Origin of the sequence: Tunturiibacter gelidiferens (genome assembly GCF_013410115.1) — a bacterium.
Taxonomy (GTDB): domain Bacteria; phylum Acidobacteriota; class Terriglobia; order Terriglobales; family Acidobacteriaceae; genus Edaphobacter; species Edaphobacter gelidiferens.
The window spans coordinates 125,382-150,350 of the sequence record NZ_JACCCV010000002.1 but is presented as its reverse complement, the minus strand read 5'-3'; the positions used below and the strand labels follow the sequence as shown (position 1 = coordinate 150,350).

The following is a 24,969-nucleotide window of genomic DNA, read 5'->3' as shown; positions in this document are numbered from 1 at the left end:
GACACTTATGTTCTGCAGTCATTGTGGCAATCAAGTCGATCCTTCCTCCCGCTTCTGTCCAGCCTGCGGAGCTCCAGCCGCCTCTATCGCTCCTCCCCCGACGGGTCACTACCCGTCCGGCACGCAACTCACGCGCCCGCGCCACAACCGCATGATCGCTGGCGTCTGCGCCGGCTTCGCCCTCCACTACGGCTGGGACCTCAACCTCGTCCGCGTCCTCACCGCGCTCATGATCGTCCTCACCGGCGTCGGCGCCATCGCCTACATCGCAGCCTGGGTCATCATCCCCGAAGCCCCGTACGCGCTTCCCGCAAAGAGCACCTAAGCTTTGTCAAAAAAGATCGCCGTAACCCCACCTCAATCCGAGGTCAGTCCACGCCCCTTCGCCTACCGCAATCGCCTCCTCCACTGCGACGGAGCAGACCTCACCGCGCTCGCCGCCGAACACGGCACGCCGCTCTACGTCTACTCTGCTCAACAAATCTCCCACCGCTTCCAGCTCTTCGCAGAAGCCTTCGCCACCCGCCCCCACACCATCTGCTACGCCGTCAAAGCAAACTCCTCCCTCGCGATCCTCCGTCTTCTTGCCAGACAAGGAGCAGGCTTCGACATCGTCTCCGGCGGCGAGCTCGAACGAGTCCGCAAAGCTCACAAGTCCGCGTTGAAAAAAGTAGTCTTCTCCGGTGTAGGCAAACAGATATGGGAGATCGACGCCGCACTCAAAGCCGACATCCTCCTCTTCAACGTAGAGTCCGAAGCCGAACTCCATCTCCTCGCTGTGCGCGCCGAAGCCTGCAACAAAATCGCCCGCTTCGCCCTCCGCGTCAACCCCGACGTCTTCGCCGAAACTCACCCCTACATCTCCACCGGCCTCAGTGAGCACAAGTTCGGCATCGGCATCAAAGCCGCCCGCTCCATCTATCGCAGCGCAAAAAAATCAAAGTGGCTCGACCCTGCCGGCGTCTCCGTCCACATCGGTTCACAGATTCGCAAAGTAGATCCCTTCGCCGCAGCCCTCACCCGCGTCACCAGCCTCATCGCTGACCTCCGCCACGACGGCCATAACATCCGCTACGTCGACGCAGGCGGCGGCCTCGGCATAGACTACGGTGCCACAGCATTTGACCCAGCAAAACAAGTAGCAAAGTACGCCGCCGCGATCACCAAAGGTCTCGGCACAGAACCCGCCAATCTACTCCTCGAACCCGGCCGCTTCATCGTTGCGCAGGCAGGCGCGCTCCTCACCCGCATCCTCTACATCAAGAAAAACGGCACCAAAACCTTCGTCATCACCGACGCCGGCATCAACGACCTCATCCGCCCCGCGCTCTACCACGCGCACCACGAGATCATCCCCATAAAACAGCCAGCAGGGAAGTCAACCTTCACAGCCGACGTAGTCGGCCCCGTCTGCGAGTCAGGCGACTTCTTCGCCCGCGATCGCATCCTGCCTCCAGTCAAACCGAACGACCTCATCCTTCTCCTCGACGCCGGAGCCTACGGCATGTCCCAAACCTCCAACTACAACTCCCGTCCCCGCCCCGCCGAGGTCCTCATCGACGGCGCCGCGACCCGTCTCATCCGCCGCCGCGAGACCATGCGCGACCTCCTAGCCCCCGAACTCCTCTAACCCACCCCAAACAGATCGCTGTTGCCTTGTTCTTGTCGTTGCTTGTCCCTTTGCTTGTCATCCCGTAGGGATCTGCATTTGCTTTTCCATCCCCTCTCTAAAACTCATCTCGACCGAAGCTACTCACAGCCTCATCGTGAGTAGCGCAGTGGAGAGACCCCCGCATTTCGCCCCCTCTTCCGGAACATTACAGCAGTCTTGTCGTTGTTTTTGTTGGTGATCAAACCAAGCGTCAAAAATCGTACGCCAAGCTCTTCTGCATCCGGTTCATCAACGTCCAGAGTTTGAACTTGCCGAAAATCTGACTTCACGGGAACGACCGTCCGTGACATTTAGAGGAACAAAACGTCTTTAGCTTATTCCTACCGGAGAACCACAATTGTTACGGACTCAACTTTGCTTGGCTACCCTCATCTCTCTCTGTTCTGCTGTGGCCGCTCAGAGTCCTGTACCGCCGGACCTCACGCCGCATAAGACAATGCAGATCGCAGTAGATGGCAACGTGAAACTCGAAGTGCTGGATTTTGGCGGTTCGGGACGTACCCTAATCTTCCTGTCGGGAATGGGCCTGGATGGTCACGAGTTCGACGACTTCGCACCAATGTTTCTACCTAACCATCGAGTGCTCGCTATCTCGCGGCGCGGTTTCGGAAAGTCAAGCGCTCCTACGCCAGACGAAGAAAACTACTCGGCAGACCGTCTTGGAAAAGATGTCCTCGCGGTGATCACAGCACTGAAAATCAACAGACCCGTTCTGGTCGGTCACTCTCTGGCCGGCGAAGAACTTAGTTCGATCGCGACCAGTCATCCCGAAGAAATCAGTGGCCTTATCTATTTAGAGGCGGGATACCCATACGCGCTGTACTCGCCAACCCTTGGCGATCCGATCATTGATGCGAAAGACCTTCAGCAGCACTTGAACCTGCTGTTTTCTGCTACGCTCCAGACCCGTTCCGACTTTGCTGGCCTGGAAGCATCCGTAGCAAGGTTTGATAAAGATTTGAAAGCGGTGGATCAGAAGCTTGCTTCTCAGCCTGTTCTTCCGCCTCGCCCGAAAGATGCGCCTCCTCCTCCGCCCATTCTTTTAGCGCTGGTCAATGGAGCGCAGAAGTTCACTGGGATCCCTGTTCCGACCCTAGCCATCTTCGCCATTCCTCGCTCGCCCGGCGAAACAACGAGCGCCCAAGCCGACGCGTTCCAGGCAGCAGTTCCGAAAGCTCGCGTAGTGCGTATCGCGGGGGCCGATCATTTCATCTTCCACTCCAACACAAAAGAGGTCATGAAGGAGATGACTGCATTTCTCAGTGGTCTCCCGAACTAACAAGAGGACTGCTGTCCCTGCAAAACGTCGTTATCGGAAACTTGAAATATTGGCTCGTCATCCCGTAGGGATATGCGTTTGCTCTCGCCATTCCCTCCAAAATTTGTCACCTCGACGCACTAATTGACTCTCGCACCGCGGCCAGAGGAGCCTTCGCATCCAACACAACTCCATGATTCGGACCCGCACTCACACCCAACTCCTTCCATAACGCCGGCAGATCCACATCCACCGGCTTCTCGCTCCACTTCGCGTACATATCGGTCAATACTGTCGTCCCGGTTGCGCGATCCCCGATCTGCAATACTCGCGACAGCGGCCAGTCCTTATCAATTCCACCCCCGCTGTCCACAACTGCGCGCAGAGCATCTCTAAGCCCCTTCCTGTCGTTCGTCTGACGTCGGATCGAAACATCCGCCATCAAACAAAACATCGCTCCACCCCAGTACGTCCGCCCCCACGTCTGTGTCTCATTCAGGCCGCGATCACTCTGCTCCGGTTCGCCATTGTGCATCTCGTGCAAAAACTCCGCCCACACCCTGGCCTCGGTCAGCCTGCCCGTCCCCGCGCGCGCAATCGGTTCGATGTACGTCGCCAGCCCCTCTTCCATCCAATGCTGATCATCCGGAAGATCCGGCAACGCCGTATGCACAAACTCATGCGTCATCACCCAGTCATCCCTCAGCTCGTCTCTGGTCACATGTTGTCCCAGCCGAACTCGCGTCACGGCAGGGAAGCCACCCATGTCACCCCACGTCGTACCGTGGATCGAATCGGAGTCGCCGGCGATCGGCTCAATCACCACCCGCGCCCGCACCACCGGAAACCTGCCGTAGTACACCGCCACCGAATGCGCCGACTCGTGAACCCACGAGACAACCTCTGCTTGCGAAAGATCAAGATCGCCCGCCGCGAAGTCCACCTGAATCGTCGCCCCTCCCTCGCCAAAGCTCTGCGATGCGACGATCCGCTCCCCCCGCCATCCCCGGTGGCCACCCGCAGTGTTCTCACTCTGCGCGCATCCCACGCAAGCCGGCCAGAGCAACGCCAGGCAAGCGCACATCGCTACGGTTCTCAGCCCCACAAACACCTCATCCCAACCTCGAACCGGAGTCTGCCCGATCGCTCGATCTTCTAATAGGACTCGTCCGCCGACGAAACCGTTACACAGCCCGCGGCACGCGCTTGCTCTCATCAACTTGCCAAAACCTCAAAGACGGCGGGTGCCCCATATCTCGATTTTGAGATGTGGGCATTCGCGCGACAGCGGGAACACCCTCTCCTGACAGGATGCATGATCCCCTCCTCAACATGCTAAAATCACAAGGTCGCGCAAGCCCGCAACCGATCGTAGGCACACGCAAAATCAACACCGAGGTAGTCCATGTCCGGCCACTCAAAATGGGCGACAATTAAGCACAAAAAGGGCGCCACAGACGCCAAACGCGGCAAGATCTTCACCCGCCTCATCAAGGAAATCACCATCGCCGCCAAGACCGGCGGAGGCGATCCCGACGGCAACCCCCGCCTCCGCGGCGCCATCGCAGCCGCCAAGGCCGAGAACATGCCCGCCGACAACATCAAGCGCGCCATCCAACGCGGCACCGGCGAACTCGAAGGCGTCAGCTACGAAGAGATCACCTACGAGGGCTACGGCCCCGGCGGCGTCGCTCTCATTGTTGACGTCCTCACCGACAACAAAAACCGCGCCGTAAGCGAGATCCGCCACGCATTTTCGAAGAACGGTGGAAACCTCGGAGAGTCCAACTCCGTCTCCTGGATGTTCACTAAGAAGGGCGTCATCACCATCGCAAAATCAGCTGCATCTGAAGACAAGCTCACCGAGATCGTCCTCGATGCAGGTGCCGAAGATCTCTCCGACGAAGGCGAAAACTGGGAGGTCCTCACCGATCCCAAAGACTTTGAAGCCGTCACCGAAGCCCTGAAGGCCGCAAAGATAACCCCCGAACACGCTGAAGTTACAAAGATCGCCTCGACCTACACCAAACTCGAAGGCACTCAAGCCAACGCCATGATCCGCCTCCTCGAGACCATCGAAGATCTGGACGACACGCAAAACGTTTATTCCAACTTCGACTTCGACGAAGCTGCAGTCGCCAACGCCAGCCATTGATGCAAAACGGTAGCTAAGCCCCCAACGGCCGCCGTTCACAGGCGGCCTTCTTCTGTTGTGCTCAACACCGGAGACCTAAGTGATTAAGCAACTCGCACGCCTCGGAGCGACCGCCCTCTGGACCCTCGCCCTCCTGCTAACCGCCACCCGACCCTCCTGCGGTCAGGCAATCGTCAGTAACGAGAACAATCCCTTCCTCGATCCCAAAGGCCACCAGCCCTTCGAGATCGGAGCTCTCGTCCAGGGCGGCATCGGCGTCACTGAAAATCGCAACGACTTCAAGTTCCTCATGGCTGGAGTCCACGCCGGCAAGGTCCTCACCCCCAACTTGGGCCACGGCCCCCTGCGCGGCAACTTCGAGTACGCCGTCGAAGTCTTCCCCTTCTGGCAGTCCTACACACCAAAGTTCCAGCGCCCCTTCTGCACCAACCCGCCCGGCACCCCGGAGCAGTGCACCCCCTTCTACACCGTAGGCGGTACCTTCACCGGAGCCTCCGTCACCCCGATCATCCTCCGCTGGAACGTCGTCGGCACAAAGAAATTCTCCTTCTGGGGACAAGCCGCTGGCGGTCTCCTCTGGACAAACCATAAGTACCCAGCCTTCGGCGGACCACCCTACAACTCGCAAAACGACGGCAAATACGCCGACGCCAGTGTCTTCAACTTCACCCCCCAGGGTGGCGTCGGCGTCCACTACTTCATCCATCCCCGCCGCTCTATCGACTTCAGCGCCAACGCCGTCCACATCTCCAGCGCCTCCCTCGGAGATCGCAACCCCGGCGTCAACGCCAGTGTTCAGTTCTCCCTCGGCTACACCTGGTGGAAATAACCATGTATCTTTCGCTAACTAGCTGACTCGCTACCCATGAATCCAGAAGCCATCATCGAGTGCGTCCCTAATTTCTCTGAAGGCACCGACGCCGCCAAGGTCGAGCAGATCGTCGCCGCCACCCAGGTAGAAGGCGTGCGCCTGCTCGACTGGTCCCTCGACACCGCCCACAACCGCTCCGTCGTCACCCTCGCCGGCTCGCCCACCGGCATCGTCGAAGCCGCCGTCCGCGCCGCTGGCAAAGCCGCCGAGCTCATCAACCTCACCACCCAGAACGGCGTCCACCCCCGCATCGGCGCCGCAGACGTCATCCCCTTCATCCCCGTGAGCGGAGCCTCCCTAGCCGACTGCGCCGTCCTCGCCCGCCAGGCTGGCCTCCTCATCTGGCGTCGCTACGGCGTCCCAGTCTACTTCTACGGAGCCGCCGCCGCCCGCCCCGACCGCGTCCTCCTCGAAGACGTTCGCCGCGGCCAGTTCGAAGGCCTCCGCGACGCCGCCCTCCGCGACGCCACCCGCCGCCCCGACATCGGCGGCCCCGAGCTCCACGCCACCGCCGGAGCCTCCGCGGTCGGCGCCCGCAGCTTCCTCATCGCCTACAACATCCACCTCCAGCAGCCCGACATCGCCGCCGCCCGCGCCATCGCCCGCGACATCCGCGCCGCCAACGGCGGCCTCCACGGCGTCAAAGCCATCGGCGTCCTCGCCAACGGCCGCGCCCAGGTCAGCATGAACGTCACCGACTTCCGCATCACCCCCATGCACCACGTCCACGCCACCGTTCAGCATCTCGCCCAGCGCCACGGCGTCCTCATCGAAGACGCCGAGCTCATCGGCCTCATTCCCCAGGCCGCCTATGAGCCCGATTCCGATTGGGTTCGTCAAATCACTGGCTTCGATCCCGACGGCAAGGTGCTCGAGCGCAGACTTCACTCCCCCATCTCGTGGCCTCAGCACTAGTTATTCCAAAGCCACCCCATCTACCACGAAAGTAGCAAGCTTGCTAACAGAAACCTCACCCATCCAGTCTTGCAACCAGCGCGTATTCACGGAACAATGGTGGTATTGCAGCTACACTGCCAGTAGCTCAAGGAGTAAAGGAAACAAATGAACACACCCAAGCGCACCCTCTTCACCACCGCCGTCGTCATTGCGACCATGACGGCGACCATGATGGCCCCAAACTTCGCCTCCGCTGCACAGCTTTCCAGCGACGCCAAGTCCGCCACCCCCAAGGAAGTTCAGCAGCTCATCGTCGTCGACTATCGCGCCATGCAGAACTCCCCCGCCGCGATGGACCTCAAAGATCGCGTCCTCCCCCCTGAACTCAAGCGCCTCGAGACCGCCCTCAAAAGCTCCGGCCTCAAAGTCGACCAGGATGCCGACGTCCTAGCCTTCGCCGCCTTCCGCGACCAGAAGGGTGACGGAACCCGCATCGTAGGCATCGCCCAGGGCCAGTTCCACACCCGCGAGGTCATGGCCAACTTCACCAAGAACAAGATCAAGCCCACCATGATCCGCAACAACAGCGTCTATTCCATGGGCTCCAACGGCATGAGCGTCGTCTTCCTTAACCAGACCACCATGGTCTTCGGCGACAAAGACGCCGTCAAGGAAGCGATGGACGCCCGCGACGGCATCACCTCCAACTTCCTCTCCAACGGCGACATGGTCAACGAGATGAACGTCGTAGACACCAAGGCCGTCTGGAGCCTGCTCGACGCCAAAGGCACCCAGACCATGATGAAGAGCGTCCTCGGTGACGCCGCACAACTCGCCGACTACGACACCGTCAAGAACCGCATGAAGAGCAGCCGCTACACCATGGACTTCCAGAACGGCGTCAAGTTCGATATGGCTGTCGTCATGTCCGACACCATCACCGCCGCAACCGCAGCCACTCTCATGAAGGGGGTTTCCATCCTGAAGAAAAACTCCGGCACCCCGCTCGAGAAATCCGCTCTCGATCAGACCACCATCGACTCCAATGCCGGCACCCTGACCGTCGACTACTCCTCCTCCGACAGCCAGTTCGCCAGCCTGCTCACCTCACCGCTCTTCCAGTCAGTCGTCAAGTAGCCGCTCACGAACTGCCAAAGAAGCAACTCGCAAAAAAGCCCGGCGTCCGCACTTTGCGGACCGGGCTTTTCATCGCAGGTTAGGTCTTTGCCGTCATCCTGACCCTGAGCTTGTCGAAGGGAAAGGACCCCGACGAACTCCCTCCTGCCCAAACCGCCCGTCCCTTTCCACCCACATCTGAAGTCGTCATCCTGAACGGAGTGAAGGATCCCGGCACATTCCACCCACCCATACCGTTCTAGCCGTTCCCGTTCTGCCTCCACCCAAAGTCATCCCACCAGACAATTGCCTGTGTTCTTCCCGTTACCGTCGCACGGCTGTGCTGTCATACCGCCCTGAGCTTGTCGAAAGGGAAGATCCCTATATTTGTAACCATATCTGCTACGTTTTCCTTTCCTCAACGCCCCACAAGCGGTCGATTCAACTCCGTTCGCCAGTTAGCCGGGTCCGGACCAGCTTCCATGCCTGTAAGATATCGCTCCCACAGGTCCTCTGCCGTCTTATACCCATTCTTTGCGATCCAGGCTTCAAACTCGCCCCACCCAGCGCCGAGTCCCGAGTAATCTCCGTGGTAGACCGTCCTCACCACCTTCATCGCAGGCCATACCCCAGCCTGCACCCTGCCCGCAGTCACAATCGGCGCAGCCACCGGCACGCAGATCTCGAAATCAAAGGTCCCCTTTGGCTTGACCAGGTGGTGGGTGAACCAGGGTCCAGCCTCGGAAACCCCTTGTGCGGCCGCCGCGGCCTTCACCTCGTTCAATCCGGGAATCATGACCTTTTGAATCTCCGAGGTCGGCACCGTGAGATGAAGGAAGGCCATTGGCAGTGCAACCGTCTCAACGATCTTTGGTGTCTCTATCATCTCGTCTCCTCTGGTTCTTTGTGCTAATTACGACGCAATCGGCAGACTCTTTCAAGTCGTCATCCAGACCCTGAGCGAAGTCGAATGGGGAAGGATCCCGACGCCTTCCACCCGCCCATACCGTTCGAACCTTTCAGCCGAAACACTCCAGCCTTTGCCGTTCTGGATCCGGCGCAGCGCAACCGTCTCCACAGCCTGTGGCGTCTCGATTGTCACATCTATCCCTCGTTCTGTGTGCCAATTTCCAAATCGAATTGAGAAATGGTCGGGTACACCCGTCTTTAGGCAGATCAAAATTTTAAAACTAGCTAAGGCTGCAAATCAAACGCCGGCCGCAAACTGCCATCCATGTAAAACGGCACCGACGTATGGGAGTGTGTGATCCTCCACTGACCAGCCTCCCGCTTCAGATGAAGAGTGGAACGCATCCAGAAGCTGACCAGCCGCGCCCCCGCCTTTGCGGTCGCTTTCATGTGCATAAAACCATGACAGAACGCAACATCGCCGCTGACTGTCACCTCAAAATCATGCGCTTCCACTTCCACCGGCCCATCCCAGGAATCGAACCACGCCTGTTTCTCCCGGCGATCGATTCCAAGATGAGATAGCGGCGGAGCCAGATTGTAGTCGGCCGCATCCGCCGCGAACAACGCCGCAAATCCAGCGGCATCTTTGTCATGATTCGTCTTGCGGAGTTGATCGATCACTGCCAGAACTTCGGCCTGATCCTTCGAAACATCGGTCTGCATCGTTGCTGTCGCCATCGTGGTTCTCCTCTCTAATTAGCTGCCCATCCAAGCCTTTGCTGTCATCCTTGAGGCGCATTAGCCCTGTGTCATCCTGAACGCTCAAGCCTTTGCTGTCATCCTGAGCGTAGCGAAGGATCCCGACGAACTCCATCCTGCCCAAACCGCTCGTCCTTTTCCGCCCCCTCTTCACGCCGTTGTCCAATCTTCATCGCCCTTTCAAGATGCTGCTGCCTCTGGACGTAGTTTGTGTGCTGTCGAGCTTTAGGTTCAGAGCACTACCGAATCGGCACCCAGACCTCGACGTCGCCCGCGCCGATCTTCGCGTCGAAGCTCTCGCCATAGCGTTCGAAGAAACCCGGCGACCCCGGAGTCCCCAGCGCAAACGAGTATCGAGACTTTGGCAGCCACTCGTGCTCAATCGCACGGCAGGTCTCCGGAAGCTTTGAGACGTGGCCGCTGTGCGTGAACACCGCATATCGTTCGACAGGCATCGTCACCACGCTGAACTCTCCAGGCAATCCCTCTGCACTCCGTACTTCCACTGCCGCCATGTAGCCAAAACCATCCGACGAAGGAAAACAAACCCCATACGCTACCTTGGTAACCGGACCTGGGACTTTATCTAAATAAGTAGTAAAACGCTGCCACAGCGCCGGAATCTCTTTCATCGTTGCCATCGTGTACTCCCCGCGCAGTCCAGCCAGCAGCATAGGCTTTCCGTCTTCAAACCGTGGCGTCTCCAACTCCTCAGAAGGTGTCTTGTCTCCTTGCTGTGGAACTTCTGTCATGAAGAACTCTCCTCGAATCAGATTGAGTGAACAACATCTCAATATAACGGTGAAGGTGATCAATACAAGCAACTGCGATCTCAGGGCCGCCCTTGGCCTTCGCGAGAATGAACGCTCCCTGTAGCGTCGCCTGCGTGTAGAGCGCAAGACTCTGGGCGGTCCACTCCGCATCAACCCCATACTTCTGCATAGCCTCCGCTATGTCCGCCTCCACGGTCGCCGCATGAGTGCTGATGCTCTTATTGCATGCCTCTCGTATCGGAGGATTCGTGTCATAAACCTCCTGCACCATCGTGCCTACAAGACAGGTAAAGTCACACAACGTTCTTCCTTGAAGAATCGCCTTACGAAAGTCCACATAAGCTAGAACGCGATCCAGCGGGTCGGGCAACTCGCGATAGGGTGCGGACGCGAACACGCCACCAGTAACCTCGCTCCAGTGGTCGGCCGCAGCCAGAGCTAGCTCCTCCTTGCTCCTGAAGTGATGGAAGAAGCTTCCCTTGGTCAGCCCCGCCTCTTCGCAGACATCCTCGATGCGTGTCGCGCTATACCCTTTGACGCGGATGACGTGCATCGCTGCATCCAGAAACTTCGTCTTCGATTCGTGCCGACTGTCGATCATGAGGTGCCTTCTGTTTGTTGGGAAATAGAATACCAACTAGTGGGTATGCTGTCAATCCATATTTCGCCTCACATTAGGCCTTTCGCAAACCCTCAGTTGTTGCCTTGTCGCTGCCTGTCCCTTTGTTGTCATCCCCGAAGGGGATCTGCGGTTGCCCTTGCCCTTGTCGTTGCCTGTTCTTTTGTTGTCATCCCGTGGATTTGCTTTTGTTATTGCCGTTGCCCGTTCTTCGTTGCGGATCCCCGCAGTATCCCGTAGGGATCTGCTGCTTCGATTGTCCGCCCGATACGCGGCTGCCTCTTTCCATCTGCGCCTACCCGTGTCAATTGTGCGCGAAGCGAGTAGTCACCGTCGGGGCAAAATCTGTCAAGCCCTATATTCAACTAAGCCCCATTCCATCAGTAAGATACACGTGGCGTATTAGTTCTATCCCGCAAGCTATACTTAGTACAGAGAGTGCAGAAAATTGACTTCAGCGATCTTCCGAAGAGGAAGTTGACGTAAGTCCTTTGACTGGACGAATTTGCGCGCAACCCTTTTGAAATGACTATTTTGCAGAAAGCTACTTTTGGCAAATCATTCAATCAAAATGATTTACGGTCAAATACCCCCGGGGGGGTACCTCCCTAGAACGCGAGTACAACGCCGAACACGTTACCCTGGAACGAATATTTCCGGCTGAATTTGGTCCCAAACTTAGCCTGATATCCCTCGAGCCCATCCCGAGTAACGGCAGGGGTCGAGATCGAGCAGTTGGAGTCCGGCGAGGCGAGCTTGCTCTTCCAGCCGCCGGCTATCATATTGCAAAGCTCCCCGATTGCATCGTCCACCATCGGATCGTGCGGCTCTGACGGTGTTCCCAGCAACGCCTCGGCAGTCACCGACGCAGTAGCCTGACTCGCATACAACAGGCACTCGCCATCCACTGCCCCGGTAAATTGAATCCTTGCCACGATCCGCCCCTCCACCGTGTCGACCTCGCCCTCCAAAGGGTCGCAGCTTCTCTCCAGCATCGTCTCAAAAACTTCCGCGACAGCCGAATCCAGCCGAGTCACTGCCTCATCCTGCGTATTTGACACAATCGTCCTCTTCCCGCTCCAGGTTTATGTTCCGGAATAAATCAAAACAGCTCTCAACTAAAGGTCCAACAAAAAGCTTCAACAACGACGAGCAACACTAGAACCGCTTACGCTGCCCGCAACAGAGGAAGCACCCGCGCCTTCACCTGCTCGGCCGTGAACGGCTTGCAAATATAGCCTTGTGCGCCAGCAGCGATCGCACGCAGCACGAAGCTCTCATTGCCTTCCGTCGTAATCATCACGACCGGAACGCCCTGCGCCAGATTCTCCTGCTTCCGGGCCTCCAGAAACTGCAGTCCATCCATCACCGGCATATTGATATCACTCAGAATCAACGCAAGTGCGTCCGAACCTTGATTGTCTCGAAGAGTCTGCAACGCCTCCTCACCATTCGAAGCCTGCAACACCTCGCTGAGTTCGAGGCCTGCCTGTCGCAACGCCCGTTCGATTACCTTTCTCATTACCGCCGAATCATCAATAATTAGCGCTCGCACCGACCCTCCCAACATATCTTCTGGTCTGATTGCTGTATCGGCAGATCAACTGCAACCTTGAACGATCTTGCCCTTAGCGCTTTCTAACGATCGCCTCTCCAACTTCGGCCACCGAACTGCATAGGCTTGTGGCATGGACAGCGGACTCTACGCAGCATACACAGGACTCTTGGCACGCACGCAAGCGCTCGACACTGCAGCCAACAACCTGGCCAACGCAGGAACCTCTGGCTTTCGTGCTCAGCGCGACTACTTCAGCGGGGTTCTTGCGGGAGGCATCGATCAGGACCCCGCGACAGCATCCCAAGTCGGTCAATCCGTAAACGGCTTCGGGGTCCTAGGCGGAAATAGGCTGGATCTCGGACAGGGAGAGCTGAAAGCCACCGGCAATCCGCTGGACCTCGCCCTGGAAGGTCAAGGATTCTTCGCCATCCAGACCTCCAACGGCATCCGGTACACAAGAGACGGAGCCTTCTCCCGCTCCCCCAAGGGAGTGCTGCAAACAAGTCGGGGAGAGGCAGTGCTCGACGCCAACCTCAAGCCCATCACCATCCCAACAGGCAACATCTACGTGTCACCCGATGGGAACATCTCGGTCTCTACAACAGACGGCAGCGTAATTGTAGGCAAGGTTGGAGCCTTCGATTTTTCAGATAAATCAGTTCTCTCCGCTGAAGGTTCTAATCGCTTTTCTGCAAATGAAACAAAACCCATTGCAGCGAATGTTTCGGTAGAACAGGGCTCGGTAGAAGGAGCTAATGAAGATGCCGTTCACGGCACGATGCAACTGGTGCTGGTGCAACGACAGGCGGAGATGATGCAAAAAGCGTTGAGCGTCTTCAACAATGATTTCGATAAAACGGCGTCAGAAGATCTTCCTCGAGTTTGACCAAAAGTCCATATTTTATAGAGTTCTATACAAGACAAGGAGCTTGAAATGATTCGTGCACTTTATACAGCCGCAAGTGGAATGAGCGCCCAGCAGACAAATTTAGATACCATCGCAAACAATCTGGCGAACTCGGGGACTGCGGGTTTCAGACAGCGTCAAGTGCAATTTGAAGACATGATCTATCAAAATCTGGTCACTCCCGGATCCGCCGAGACACAGCAGACTCTTTCGGCTGGCTTGCAGGTTGGTCTTGGTACCAAGACAGCAGCCAGCGAAGTAATTATGACGCAGGGCGATCCTAACAACACCGGCAACCCATATGACCTTGAGATTCAAGGCGCGGGATTTTTCCAGGTTTCTCTTCCCGACGGAACCATTGCTTACACGCGCGCTGGGAACTTTCACTTGAACAGTCAGGGCACGATTGTGACCTCTTCTGGGGATACGATCTTGCCTGCGATCACGATCCCGTCTAATGCTACTAATGTCGTGATCTCTCAATACGGCGTTGTAACTGCAACGCTTCCTGGACAGACAAACGCCGCGCAGCTTGGCACCATTCAGCTTGCAACTTTCCCTAATACGGGTGGCCTGAGTTCCATCGGCAGTAATTTGTTGCAACAGACAGCATCCTCCGGCAATCCCATCACGGACACTCCTGGGGGGACCAGCGGAATAGGAACACTGCAGCAAGGGTATCTAGAAAATTCGAACGTTGATGTTGTCGCAGAGTTCGTGCAAATGATTCTGGCGCAACGTGCCTACGAGAGTAACTCTAAGGTAATACATGTCGCCGATGACATGTACTCACAGATTAATGGTCTCGTTCGGTAGACCGCCATGTCCGATACCTTCTCAGTATTCAAAACGATTGGCAGAAGTTCTTTTCTCTTACTGCACGGAACATGGCTTACCAGTACAGCTCTCGCAGTTTGTTACAAAACGCCAACTGATGCGATAGCCGTGGACGTCACGAGCTCATCGTATTCGATATTGGAGAGCGGTGGTTATCGGGTGGCGAGCATTCAGTCCGACCCGGTTTTGAGGCAGAGTTGGGCGACGATTATTCATTGCGGTCATCCAGGATGGCCCGCGGTCGCTCTTCCATTGCCCGATTCAATTCCGCCGATACGACTCAGAGAGCAGGGAAGTGTAAACAATATTCCTTCTTCTGTCCTAATTCGTGCCGGCGAAATTGTTCGGCTTTGGAGGCAAGAAAGCTTCTTACGGATTGAAGTCGCCGGGATCTCAGAAGGGAATGGCGGATTGGGCGATCTCATAAAAGTGCGACTCTTGCGTAGAGGTACAGACGACCAGACGATAGCGGAACAATTCTCCGGCATCGTTCGAGGGCCGTCTGATGTGGAGATGAAACCATGAGGGGGATCCCAGGGATGAGTTCACTTATCAATTTCATCCAGAAGCCAGTGCTCAGTAAGGTCCAGATCCTTACAAGTCAACCGTCTTTGGTGTTATTCGGCAATAAAAGCTCAAGTCGCTTCGCGTTGACAATCGCTGCGCCGTTGCTGTTGTTTTCGATTCTCCCTTCTGTGCAAGCACAGACCGAAGCGATCCATAAATTGATTGAGCCAAAGCCCAATGTGGCTGCGGCATCCTTGTCCTCTTATCTGGAGAGAGTGCGGGCGGAGAACTCCAACATCCAACCTGCGCCAGGATCTATCTGGACTGACAGTGGAAGGCTCACACGCATCAACACGGATGTGCGGGCTATGCGGCCTCATGATCTGATTTCGGTCGTGGTCTCCGAGAGCCTCGCAGCGTCGACGGACGGAACGGTGAAGAACTCGCGAGCGTCCAATGCCAGTTCCTCTATCTCCGGTCTAATTGGCACTCTGCGTGCGGGGAACGCGTTGCAAAATTTGATTAACCAAACCTCCTCATCGGGACTTAACGCGCAGGGAACAAGTGCAACTAATTCGAGCCTGAGCACCACGTTTGGAGGACAAGTGATAGAGGTTCTTTCAAATGGGATGCTGGTGATAGAGGCAGCTCGGCAGGTGGAGTTTAGCCAGCAAACCCAGACGATCGTTTTGAGAGGACTAGTCCGTCCCGAGGATATATCTCAACAAAATCAGGTTCTATCAACAGCTATCTCTAGTCTGGAGCTTGAAGTACGTGGGAAGGGAATTATCAACGATTACACCCATCGTCAGAATGTCTTGGTTCGTCTTCTACAAAAGGTGTTGATTTTTTAATGAGGAACTCCATGCACGTCGCCAACAGGCCGGAAGAATTAGAGGTAGAGAAAAACCTCACAAGACTCCCAATCTCCTTTGCATGCCTATTGATTTGTTTTATTGCCACAGCCGCGTGTGCTCTCTCTTCAGATGCGACAACATCTACGTCAAGGCAGGCGCGCGTCAAAGATATCGCTTCAATCGAGGGTATTCGCGACAATCAATTGGTTGGATACGGCATAGTTGTCGGCCTACAAGGTACCGGCGACAGTCAGCAAACAACCTTTCCTGCACAAACCTTGGCGTCAACGCTGCTTCGTATGGGAGTCAGCGTACCGGCATCGGCGATTAGAGTGCAAAATCTTGCTGCAGTCTTTGTTTCAGCCACGTTGCCACCCTTCGCTCGTCCAGGCACCAAGCTGGATATTACTGTCTCCTCGGCAGGCGATGCGAGAAGCCTTGAGGGCGGACTGCTTCTAATGACTCCTCTCTATGGATCGGATGGAAAAATATATGCCCAGGCGCAAGGACCATTGATAGTAGGTGGATATTCGGTCAACGTAAATGGGAATGTAAAACAATATAATCACCCCAACACGGCAAGGGTACCTTTCGGGGCAATGGTAGAACGTGGAGTCCCGCTGGATTTGGAAGGAAAAAAACAATTCTCAATATTGTTGAACGATGCTGACTTTCGTAGCGCAGAAGCGATGGCTCTTGCGATTAATCATTCGTTAGGACGACCTGCTGCCCACGTTCTCGATAGCCGAAGGATTGATTTGCTGGTGGCCGTCGGTGAAGAGGTTCCAGCCCTATTGGCTCAGGTTGAGTCCATAGAAGTACCTGTCTTTCCTCGCGCAAAGGTGGTTGTCAATGAGCGTACAGGAACGGTAGTTATTGGCGGGACCGTCGTCTTGCAGCCGGTGTCTATCCTTCATGGTGGATTAGCTGTCAACGTGGTGAGCGAATTTCAAGTATCACAACCAAACGCATTTTCCTCAGGTGGCACGACACAGGTCGTTCAGCAGACAAGAGTCGACGCTCAAGATAAACCGGTCAACCGAATTGAGCTAAAGCAAGGAGCTACTGTGGACGACCTGGTTCGAAGCCTCCAGACGATCGGGGCCTCCGCGCGGGACGTCATCTCGATCCTTCAGGCGATGAAGTCTGCGGGCGCATTGGAAGCGGAGATTGAAGTCCTATGAAAATAGAGTTAGATGTCTCAATCCCATCTGTTTCCGACGTCCCAAGACAAAAACAAGCCAAGCTGGTGGATGCTGCACAACAATTCGAAGCGACAATGTTGCAGGAGCTGTTAAAACCAATGCAGCATGGGCAAAGTAGTTGGGGAGAAGAAGAGAAGAATGACGACTCTGCTTCCGACACGATGAGCAGCTTCGGGACGGAGTCTATTGCAAAGGCGATATCGAAGGGTGGCGGCTTCGGGATCGCTCGAAGCGTAGTGAAGCAGATCACTAAAGAGCATCAACAAGACTCAGAAAGAAAACCTTCGGGTACTAAAGTTTGAGGGTTGGATGTCGATATAGTCATGTAGACGGAGGCTCATCATGAGCTATATAAGTGGAATTGGCAGTCAACAGACAGCCAACGCGGTCACTCTATCTGAAGCGCAGCCGGTTGTAACCGTGAACGCGCCCGGGACCGTGGGCGACAAATCTGAAGCACTTAGCGCAAATGTAGGCCGCGCCGACGATACGGCTTTGAGTTCAACGGGCGGCCTCGTACTTCAGTCTTTTGGAGCTTCAGATACACGAACTGCGAAGGTTTCATCTTTGCAGGAAGCGATCGCCGCTGGAAGGTACACGGTGTCTTCGTCAGACGTGGCAGACAAGATCATGCGGTCCTTACTGGAATAACTATGGCAATTGATCAGACAGTGGCTGACGCACTCGATGAGACGATTAAGGCTCTCACCATTTTGGATCTGAATAGACTACAAACCCTGGAAGAGCGGATCTCAGCGCTTGCGAAATACAGCATCGTATGTAGCACAGGTAGCCTAAGTTCAATTTTGGCAAAGAAGCATCTGCTTGAACTCATTGTTCAAAATTGTGAGTCGAATCTGGCTGCACTTCACCACCTGCACGGGAGAGACACGAGAGACCAATGGGCACACTAACGTCATTATTGAATATAGCCAGCGAAGCTTTACTGGCAGACCAGGCTGCGCTGAACGCGACCGCTAACAACGTTGCGAATCAACTCACGCCTGGCTACACGCGCGAGGTCGTAAGTTTCCAGTCGGGGGATTCCGTCTCTCTCAGTGGGATTGCCCAGAGCTCAGGCGTCACTGCTACGGTTTCGTCTCAGAGGGATCGCGTTCTTGAACAGCGCGTACAGCAGCAAACACAGGCCACGGCGCAGAGCACAGCGCTTCAAACTGCTTTGCAGCAGGTAGAAAACATATTCGGGTTGACCTCGGCTTCAACGGGGTCGGGAGCCGTAGCGTCGTCTCAGCTTGGCACCGCAATTAACGGGTTCTTCAGTTCTCTGTCTTCACTGGAGGCTAATCCGTCTGACACAGCAACGCGGCAAAAAGTACTAACAGCAGCGAGCGCGTTAGCCGGCGCATTCAATACCGCATCGAGTCAGCTTTCCCAGATATCGACTAGTCTCAATCAGAAAGTCAGCGGCGATGTCAGTCAGATAAACTCCCTCACATCTTCGATAGCCTCTCTTAATTCTAAGATCGCCAGCAGCAGTCCAAATGGGGATGCAGGCAGTCTCGAAGACCAACGGCAGGAGGATATCGATCAACTGTCTCAGCTCGTTGGACTGGATCAAATTTCAACTTCAAACAACGGCATTGTTCTGACAACAAGCAGTGGAGCAGTTTTGGTTAGCGGTGATCAGTCATTCCAAGTAAGCACGACGCAGGTGGGAGGCAACACGGACGTGCTGGCAGGGGATCCTCCTCAGGACGTAACTTCAAACCTCAGCGGCGGAGACCTGGGTGGTGCTTTGCAGGCGAGGGATCAGTACTTGCCGGCTTATTCAGCGGCATTAGATAACTTAGCTTTTTCCCTTGGAACTGCAGTAAATCAGCAGAACGAGCTGGGTGTTGACAGTAGCGGAAACCCAGGATTGGCGATCTTCAGCCTGCCGGGCAGTGCGACTGGTTCTGCTGCATCGATTGCGGTGTCTGCAACTGCCCCAGGGGCCGTCGCGGCCGCTTCTGCGGGCGAGGGGTCTTCGGGCAACGGCAATGCCACTACTCTCGCCGATCTTTCTACGACGAACGTGGTTGGGAGCCAGACGGCCACAGGTTTCCTCGCCTCATTCCTCGATCAGGTTGGCAGCGATGCATCTGGAGCGACCACGGAGAATACAACCCAGCAGGCTACGCTCACTCAGCTTACGACGCAGCGCAATTCGCTCTCGAGTGTGTCTTCCGATGAAGAAGCATCGAATCTAACGCAATATCAGCGCTCCTATCAAGCGGCATCTCAGGTGTTCTCGATCGTTGACACTCTGATGGCGAGCGCAATCAATCTTGGTGAACAAACGACAGTGACCTAGTAGGCCCAGGCACTCTTCGACTTAACGAACTACCAATCAGGAGCGCATCTTGCGAGTAGATCCAACTTATCTCAGCAGCCTTACCGGGGCACTCAACCAGTCCAGCTCCATGATTAACAACCTGACGTCCGAGCTATCAAGCGGACTAAGTATCCAATCTCTTCAGGACAATCCGGTTGCCGTTGCGCAAAGCACCCTCCTGGCCAGTCAGATCGAACAAGCGGACACGTTCGTTCAGTCAGCTACCGGGGTGGGATCGATGATGCAGGTGGCAGACTCGACTTTGGGCGACGTGGTGACTCAGATCGACAAGGCGCTCTCGCTCGCGGTGGAAGCCAACAACGGAACGCAGAACGCATCGAACAACGCCAGCGTTGCTCAATCGCTCAGCGGAATTCTCAGTGAGGTGGTCTCGCTGGCGAATACCAGTTATCAGGGGCAATATCTGTTCAGCGGTAGCCAGGGGTCCGTTCAGCCTTTTACGCTCAATACCGTCGCCACTCCACCGACAGCTACCTACGCCGGCGACACCAATGTGCAAACCGTCGAAGTGCCAGGCGGACAAAAGCTTCCAATCAATCTGCCGGGCTCCTCTGTCTTCGGTTCGGGAGCCACCGGGATTATGGGCGCTCTGAGTCAATTGATCGGCGATATTTCGAGTGGCGCCTCGACCGCGAGCCTCTCGACCGATACGGCGGCGCTCACCACCGCTCTTGGTCAGCTGTCAGATCAGCGACAAATACTCGATAGCTCTTTGAGCCGGCTCAACTCCGCCAGTACCTTTGCACAGACCAGTGAAAGTCAGCTTCTGGTGGCGCAGGGCAGTCTGGTCTCCGCAAATCCGGCGGTAGTGGCGACGCAACTGTCGTCTGCCGAGACTCAACATCAGGCCTTGCTTAGTGTCATGAATACCCTGGCAAACCAACAAGACCTCTTTCAGCTCATGAGATAAACGGATTCCGGCAGTTTGTCCCGCTGCTCCAGGATGCGAGCAGTTCGTTGGCCGCGGCGGGACGCTTGCTGGCTATCTAGCTCCGAAGATGGACTTTATGTACCACCCCCCCCGGGTACCCTTCATTTGATAAAGTATCTGTTTTCATGTGTTTGCGCCCCGCTTTGAGTGCAGAGTATTCATTATAAAAGGTTTGAAGCTAAAGTATTCAATTCAGGTGACTTGCTGCTTTAAACGCGTCGGACAAAAATAAGCCCCGATTCTTATCGGGGGCTTCCTAACAATATCTCTTATTTAAGTATAGCTGAATGGTATGACTCATGCGCCACGCGTATGTGACTGTGTAGGCTGGAGTTAGGAGTTTTTGGGGTTGACAGAAACTGCAGGGCTGAGCGGTTTTGCCTGCGATTGCTCTTGAACTGTGCAACTATCGCTTTTGCCTGAGTTAGAAAAAGTAATTGTCATGGTCGGGGGCTGGACGATAGAGAAGACAAAAGACAGGCAACGGCAAATGCTTACGACAACCGCAACCGCAGATCCCCTTCGGGGATGACAACAAAAGAACAGGCAACGGCAAAACACCTTTGAGGTAGTGCCTATACTTTTAATTTGAGGACTCCTGATGGGTGCAGAGGTGAGATTTCTTTGGAACGCGACGCGCGGTAACAGATTGAGGCCGTGGCGAAGCCCCTATCTGCGATGGAGACTCGAGACCTATTCGGGCCAACGCGCGGATACCGTACGCGCGCTCGATTTCTGGAACCTGTTCTGGAGAGAAAAAAAACAACTCTTTCGATTTCTTCGCTGGACGCGCGAGATCAAAAGTTACACCGACTCAACAAACAATTAGAACCAGGAGACAGCAGATCTCCCTTGAAGATCTCGCGGCTTCAAAGGGTGACTTTTACCTTTATTTGACAACCCACCGGGGCCAGACAGCTCGATGGATTGGATATGATGGAGTTATGAGTGAGTGGATCAAGCTGAAGGCAAAAGACGGTCATGAACTGGGAGCGTATGTTGCAAGGCCCAGTGGGGAAGCAATCGGGGTTTTAATTCTTGTGCAGGAGATATTTGGCGTCAACGCCCACATCCGCAGCGTGGCGGATGGGTATGCCAAAGATGGGTTTCTGGTGGTTGCGCCTGCGATCTTCGACCGGTTCGAGCCTGGTGTACAGCTGACGTACCAGCTCGAGGATATGAAGCGGGCCTATAACTTCTATGGCATGTTGAAGCCCGAGACGACGCTGATGGATGTGGCCGCGGCCTATCAGTGGGCGAAGCAAGCCGGCAAAAAGATTAGTGTTATCGGCTATTGTTACGGCGGGTTGACTAGTTGGCTGGTGGCAACGCGCGGCAAAGACTATGAAATGCAGCCTTCCGGCTGCGTCGGCTACTATGCGGGTGGGATTGGGTCGGTGGCGAACGAAGATCCTAGCTGCCCGGTGATGTTGCACTTCGGAGCGAACGATAGCCATATTGGGCAGGATCAGGTAGAGGCAGTTCGTTCGGCTCATCCTGAGGTGAAGGTCTTCCTCTACGAAGGTGCGGGGCACGCCTTTAACCGTGACGTCGATCCGAGCAGTTACCACGCCGCGTCGGCCAAGCTGGCACGAGAGCGTTCGCTCGAGTTTTTGAAGACGCATATCGCCTAAATGCTCCCAAAAATCGTTAGCATCGCTGGCGGCTCTCGATTGCCCGGTTTCGCCAGCGGTGCTATCCTTATGTGGACACTAAGAGTGAATTAGAAAGAAGATTAGGAGTAGAAACAGCTGTGTTGGCATCCGCTAAAAAGACAGACATTATTGAGAAGTTCCGCACGCACGACTCAGACACCGGGAGTCCAGAGGTTCAGATCGCCATTTTGAGCGAGCGTATTGGCGAGTTGACGGAACACTTCAAGGCACACAAGAAGGACCACGGATCGCGTCGCGGGCTTCTGATGCTTGTGAGTAAGCGTCGCCGCTTGCTTGATTACCTGAAGAAGTGTGACGCGGACCGTTATCGCGAGGTCATCGGCAAACTCGGAATCCGCAAGTAACCGCAACATCCCCGGAGAAACCGTTCAAACTATGGGAGCATACACGGCCCGTTCTCATTCGGCTGCCAACTTCGTGCAAGGTCCAGTAAGACCTTGTCGCCGGGGTTGCTGACGATGGGACGCCGCGGTGCCGTATCCCTGGTTTTCAAGTCACGCGGGTGTTGGCTCATGAACAACCTACTCCAGCGCAGCTTGCTGGCGGCTTACTAGTCGCCAGCGTCGAGCTGCGCTTTTTCGCGCCCGATCAACGGATGACGCGATTCAAGCTTAATCGATAGAACACGAGAGAAGAGAGGCAACATGAAACAGGATGTGACAGTTGAGCTTGCCGGCGGCAAGCAAATTAAATTCGAGACCGGACGCATGGCGAAGCAAGCCCCCGGCGCGGCCCTTACTTCGAGCGGCGATAACGTAGTTCTGGCGACGGCAACCGCCTCACCCGATCCGAAAGAGGGAATCGATTTTTTCCCGCTCACAGTTGAATACCGCGAATTTACCTATGCCGGCGGCCGTATCCCGGGTGGGTTCATCAAGCGCGAAGGCCGTCCGAGTGAAAAGGAGATCTTGACGAGCCGTCAGATCGACCGCCCTATTCGCCCGCTATTCCCTGAGGCGTTTCGCAATGAAACTCAGGTTGTTGCCTTCGTCTACTCCGCGGATAAAGAAAATGATCCCGATGTGCTTGGCATCAATGGCGCCAGCTGCGCTTTGGCGTTGAGCGATGTTCCTTTTCACGGTCCGGTTGGTGCGGTGCGAATCGGTCTGATCGACGATCAGTTTGTCGTGAATCCTACGTACGCCGAACGGGCGCAGAGCAAGTTGAACATTATGGTCGTCGGTACGAAGGACGGTATCGTGATGATCGAGTCCGGTGCAAAGGAAGTCGCAGAAAACCGTGTGGTGGATGCGATTGAGTTTGCTCATGAGCAGATCAAGAAGATTTGCGCGGCGATTGAAGACCTCGTTACTCGCGCGGGTAAGACCAAGCGCACCGTCAGCGAAGTTGAAGTTGATGACGAGTATCTGAATCAGCTGACGGCAAAGGTTGGTTCGCAGTTGAAAGATGCCCTCGACACCGAGAAGCACCCGAAGTTCGAGAGCTATGCGCTGGTCAAGACGATCAAGGATGAACTGAAGAAGGATCTCCCTGAAGGGGATGCAGCCGCTGCAAAGAAGCTCAGCAAATACTATGAGCTTTTGCGCGAAAAGATCTTCCGCGACCAGGTTTTGCACGATCGGATTCGTCCGGATCATCGGGCTTTCGATAAGATTCGCGACCTGAGCATCGAGGTCGGTGTGCTTCCGCGCGTTCACGGTTCGGCTCTATTTACACGCGGCGAGACGCAGGCGCTGGTGAGTGCGACGCTGGGTACGACGGATGATGCGCAACGGCTTGAGAGCTATGAGGGTGAGCAGAAGCGCCGCTTCATGCTGCACTACAACTTCCCGCCGTTCTCGGTTGGTGAAGTCGGTCGTATGTCTGGCGTGGGCCGGCGAGAGATCGGTCACGGTGCCTTGGCTTCGCGCGCAATTGAAGCTGTGCTGCCGGCTGAGGATGAGTCGCCTTATACGCTGCGTGTCGTTTCAGACATCCTGGAGTCGAATGGATCGTCCTCAATGGCTACGGTGTGCGGAGCGTCGCTTGCGCTGATGCAGGCTGGTATTGCGATCAAGGGATCGGTCGCGGGCGTTGCGATGGGTCTTGTGAAGGAAGGCGAGAACTATGCCATTCTGACCGATATCGCCGGTGCGGAAGATCACTATGGCGATATGGACTTCAAGGTCGCGGGAACGCGTAACGGAATCACGGCGCTGCAGATGGATATCAAGATCATGGGGATCACTCCGCAGATCATGCGGGAGGCTCTGGAGCAGGCGCGTAAAGGTCGGCTCTTCCTACTGGATACGATGGATGCTGTGATCTCGGGCGCGAACCAGGAGAAGTCGCAGTTTGCTCCGCGCATTCATACGTTGCAGATTCCTACCGATAAGATCCGCGATTTGATCGGACCGGGAGGCAAGGTGATTCGCGGGATCATTGATGCCACGGGCGTGAAGATCGACGTGGACGATACTGGGCGGGTCAATGTGGCGTCGAGCGATGCGGATGGTCTTGCGCGCGCGATCCAGATGATCAGCGATCTGACTGCTGTGCCTGAGATTGGGAAGACCTATCTCGGGAAGGTGGTTCGTCTTGCGGAGTTTGGGGCGTTTGTCGAGATCTTCCCCGGAACCGATGGTCTTCTGCATGTCTCCGAGATTGCAGAGCATCGCGTGAAGGAAGTGAAGGATGAACTTCGCGAAGGCGATCAGATTCTGGTGAAGGTTCTTGCGATAGAAGGGAATCGGATCAAACTTTCCAGAAAAGCTGTTTTGCGTGAACAGCGCGCCAAGCTTGGTCTTCCGGAGCCAGGTCAGATTGGTACGGATGGAGGCGGCGTCGCAGCCGGTGGACAGGGTCGTCAAGACGTTGTTGTCGGTGATGTTGCCGGGAGCGACGATGACGGTGAGGACTTCGACGATGATGGTGACGAGTCGACGGAAGAGCCTAACTTCAACCGCGAGGAGGGCGCTGTTCCTGTCCAGGCGGGCGGAGCTCCGGGGCCGAATGGACCTGGTGGGCAGCGGCGGCCAGGTGGCGGAAGACGTCGTCGCGGCGGTCGTCGACCGGGCTCTGGGTCCGGTGCTCCTCCTTCGGGCGGCGGCAATCGGTAAGGTTCCGTAACGGATGGAGAGACCGCGCACTTTCGCGCGGTCTT

At 55.9% G+C, this 24,969-nt stretch carries 26 protein-coding genes; 18 read left to right on the top strand and 8 right to left on the bottom strand.

Going from position 1 to position 24,969, the window contains the following annotated elements; translation table 11 throughout:
* The first annotated feature begins 7 nt into the window (after window positions 1-7).
* The 3 genes from HDF12_RS12740 (at window position 8) to HDF12_RS12730 (ending at window position 2,951) form a co-directional block, all read left to right on the top strand.
* Window positions 8-325, top strand: a complete 318-nt coding sequence (locus tag HDF12_RS12740; RefSeq protein ID WP_179583937.1) for a PspC domain-containing protein — start codon at window positions 8-10, stop codon at window positions 323-325.
* Between the two features lie 3 nt (window positions 326-328).
* Window positions 329-1,630 carry a diaminopimelate decarboxylase gene (gene lysA / locus HDF12_RS12735; RefSeq protein WP_218892454.1) on the top strand — a complete coding sequence of 434 codons (1,302 nt, stop codon included), beginning with the start codon at window positions 329-331 and terminating at the stop codon, window positions 1,628-1,630.
* Between the two features lie 478 nt (window positions 1,631-2,108).
* Complete coding sequence (locus HDF12_RS12730; protein WP_179583935.1) at window positions 2,109-2,951, top strand: alpha/beta fold hydrolase; 843 nt, start codon at window positions 2,109-2,111, stop codon at window positions 2,949-2,951.
* 106 nt (window positions 2,952-3,057) lie between these two features.
* On the opposite strand, the gene HDF12_RS12725 is transcribed toward HDF12_RS12730, so the two are convergent.
* Complete coding sequence (locus HDF12_RS12725; RefSeq protein ID WP_179583933.1) at window positions 3,058-4,146, bottom strand: hypothetical protein; 1,089 nt, start codon at window positions 4,144-4,146, stop codon at window positions 3,058-3,060.
* A gap of 189 nt (window positions 4,147-4,335) precedes the next feature.
* Here HDF12_RS12725 and HDF12_RS12720 point away from each other — a divergent pair, with 189 nt between their 5' ends.
* The 4 genes from HDF12_RS12720 to HDF12_RS12705 all read left to right on the top strand — a co-directional run bounded on the left by HDF12_RS12720 (window position 4,336) and on the right by HDF12_RS12705 (window position 7,990).
* Window positions 4,336-5,085, top strand: coding sequence for a YebC/PmpR family DNA-binding transcriptional regulator (locus HDF12_RS12720; RefSeq protein ID WP_179583931.1), 750 nt, complete (start codon window positions 4,336-4,338; stop codon window positions 5,083-5,085).
* A gap of 79 nt (window positions 5,086-5,164) precedes the next feature.
* On the top strand, window positions 5,165-5,914 hold the full coding sequence (locus HDF12_RS12715; RefSeq protein WP_373563925.1) for an acyloxyacyl hydrolase: 750 nt from the start codon (window positions 5,165-5,167) through the stop codon (window positions 5,912-5,914).
* A 36-nt stretch (window positions 5,915-5,950) separates the two neighbouring features.
* Window positions 5,951-6,871, top strand: coding sequence for a glutamate formimidoyltransferase (gene ftcD / locus HDF12_RS12710; RefSeq protein ID WP_179583929.1), 921 nt, complete (start codon window positions 5,951-5,953; stop codon window positions 6,869-6,871).
* Between the two features lie 147 nt (window positions 6,872-7,018).
* A complete protein-coding gene (locus HDF12_RS12705; RefSeq protein WP_179583927.1) occupies window positions 7,019-7,990 on the top strand; it encodes a hypothetical protein in 972 nt (323 codons plus the stop codon).
* Between the two features lie 397 nt (window positions 7,991-8,387).
* Here HDF12_RS12705 and HDF12_RS12700 read toward each other — a convergent pair whose 3' ends face one another.
* From HDF12_RS12700 to HDF12_RS12670, 7 genes are all read right to left on the bottom strand, one after another.
* The gene (locus tag HDF12_RS12700) at window positions 8,388-8,855 is read right to left on the bottom strand and encodes a GyrI-like domain-containing protein (protein WP_179583926.1); all 468 of its coding nucleotides are present in this window, start codon (window positions 8,853-8,855) and stop codon (window positions 8,388-8,390) included.
* Window positions 8,856-8,906: 51 nt separating this feature from the next.
* Window positions 8,907-9,071 (bottom strand): hypothetical protein, encoded by a 165-nt coding sequence (locus HDF12_RS12695; protein WP_179583925.1) that lies wholly within the window; start codon window positions 9,069-9,071, stop codon window positions 8,907-8,909.
* Between the two features lie 92 nt (window positions 9,072-9,163).
* A complete protein-coding gene (locus tag HDF12_RS12690; protein WP_179583924.1) occupies window positions 9,164-9,619 on the bottom strand; it encodes a YybH family protein in 456 nt (151 codons plus the stop codon).
* 260 nt (window positions 9,620-9,879) lie between these two features.
* Window positions 9,880-10,392, bottom strand: coding sequence for a GyrI-like domain-containing protein (locus HDF12_RS12685; protein WP_179583923.1), 513 nt, complete (start codon window positions 10,390-10,392; stop codon window positions 9,880-9,882).
* The gene (locus HDF12_RS12680) at window positions 10,352-11,014 is read right to left on the bottom strand and encodes a TetR/AcrR family transcriptional regulator (protein ID WP_179583922.1); all 663 of its coding nucleotides are present in this window, start codon (window positions 11,012-11,014) and stop codon (window positions 10,352-10,354) included. The genes HDF12_RS12685 and HDF12_RS12680 overlap by 41 nt, the downstream gene beginning before the upstream one ends.
* A gap of 626 nt (window positions 11,015-11,640) precedes the next feature.
* Window positions 11,641-12,093 (bottom strand): chemotaxis protein CheX, encoded by a 453-nt coding sequence (locus HDF12_RS12675; RefSeq protein WP_179583921.1) that lies wholly within the window; start codon window positions 12,091-12,093, stop codon window positions 11,641-11,643.
* A 107-nt stretch (window positions 12,094-12,200) separates the two neighbouring features.
* A complete protein-coding gene (locus HDF12_RS12670; protein ID WP_179583920.1) occupies window positions 12,201-12,602 on the bottom strand; it encodes a response regulator in 402 nt (133 codons plus the stop codon).
* Between the two features lie 118 nt (window positions 12,603-12,720).
* Here HDF12_RS12670 and HDF12_RS12665 point away from each other — a divergent pair, with 118 nt between their 5' ends.
* From HDF12_RS12665 to pnp, 11 genes are all read left to right on the top strand, one after another.
* On the top strand, window positions 12,721-13,476 hold the full coding sequence (locus tag HDF12_RS12665; protein WP_179583919.1) for a flagellar hook-basal body protein: 756 nt from the start codon (window positions 12,721-12,723) through the stop codon (window positions 13,474-13,476).
* 48 nt (window positions 13,477-13,524) lie between these two features.
* On the top strand, window positions 13,525-14,313 hold the full coding sequence (flgG, locus tag HDF12_RS12660) for a flagellar basal-body rod protein FlgG (RefSeq protein ID WP_179583918.1): 789 nt from the start codon (window positions 13,525-13,527) through the stop codon (window positions 14,311-14,313).
* Window positions 14,314-14,873: 560 nt separating this feature from the next.
* The gene (locus tag HDF12_RS12655; protein ID WP_257025648.1) at window positions 14,874-15,695 is read left to right on the top strand and encodes a flagellar basal body L-ring protein FlgH; all 822 of its coding nucleotides are present in this window, start codon (window positions 14,874-14,876) and stop codon (window positions 15,693-15,695) included.
* An 11-nt stretch (window positions 15,696-15,706) separates the two neighbouring features.
* A complete protein-coding gene (locus HDF12_RS12650) occupies window positions 15,707-16,882 on the top strand; it encodes a flagellar basal body P-ring protein FlgI (RefSeq protein ID WP_257025647.1) in 1,176 nt (391 codons plus the stop codon).
* A complete protein-coding gene (locus tag HDF12_RS12645) occupies window positions 16,879-17,205 on the top strand; it encodes a hypothetical protein (protein WP_179583916.1) in 327 nt (108 codons plus the stop codon). Before HDF12_RS12650 ends, HDF12_RS12645 begins: the two co-directional genes overlap by 4 nt.
* Before the next feature lie 40 nt (window positions 17,206-17,245).
* Window positions 17,246-17,554, top strand: a complete 309-nt coding sequence (gene flgM, locus HDF12_RS12640) for a flagellar biosynthesis anti-sigma factor FlgM (RefSeq protein ID WP_179583914.1) — start codon at window positions 17,246-17,248, stop codon at window positions 17,552-17,554.
* Window positions 17,555-17,804: 250 nt separating this feature from the next.
* Window positions 17,805-19,217 carry a flagellar hook-associated protein FlgK gene (flgK, locus tag HDF12_RS12635; protein ID WP_179583912.1) on the top strand — a complete coding sequence of 471 codons (1,413 nt, stop codon included), beginning with the start codon at window positions 17,805-17,807 and terminating at the stop codon, window positions 19,215-19,217.
* A 49-nt stretch (window positions 19,218-19,266) separates the two neighbouring features.
* The gene (gene flgL, locus HDF12_RS12630; protein WP_179583910.1) at window positions 19,267-20,169 is read left to right on the top strand and encodes a flagellar hook-associated protein FlgL; all 903 of its coding nucleotides are present in this window, start codon (window positions 19,267-19,269) and stop codon (window positions 20,167-20,169) included.
* Between the two features lie 965 nt (window positions 20,170-21,134).
* Window positions 21,135-21,824: a dienelactone hydrolase family protein gene (locus tag HDF12_RS12625; RefSeq protein WP_179583908.1), complete on the top strand. Its 690-nt coding sequence runs from the start codon at window positions 21,135-21,137 to the stop codon at window positions 21,822-21,824.
* Between the two features lie 119 nt (window positions 21,825-21,943).
* The gene (rpsO, locus tag HDF12_RS12620; RefSeq protein ID WP_158944128.1) at window positions 21,944-22,210 is read left to right on the top strand and encodes a 30S ribosomal protein S15; all 267 of its coding nucleotides are present in this window, start codon (window positions 21,944-21,946) and stop codon (window positions 22,208-22,210) included.
* Between the two features lie 300 nt (window positions 22,211-22,510).
* Window positions 22,511-24,925, top strand: coding sequence for a polyribonucleotide nucleotidyltransferase (gene pnp, locus HDF12_RS12615; protein ID WP_179583906.1), 2,415 nt, complete (start codon window positions 22,511-22,513; stop codon window positions 24,923-24,925).
* Window positions 24,926-24,969: the final 44 nt, after the last annotated feature.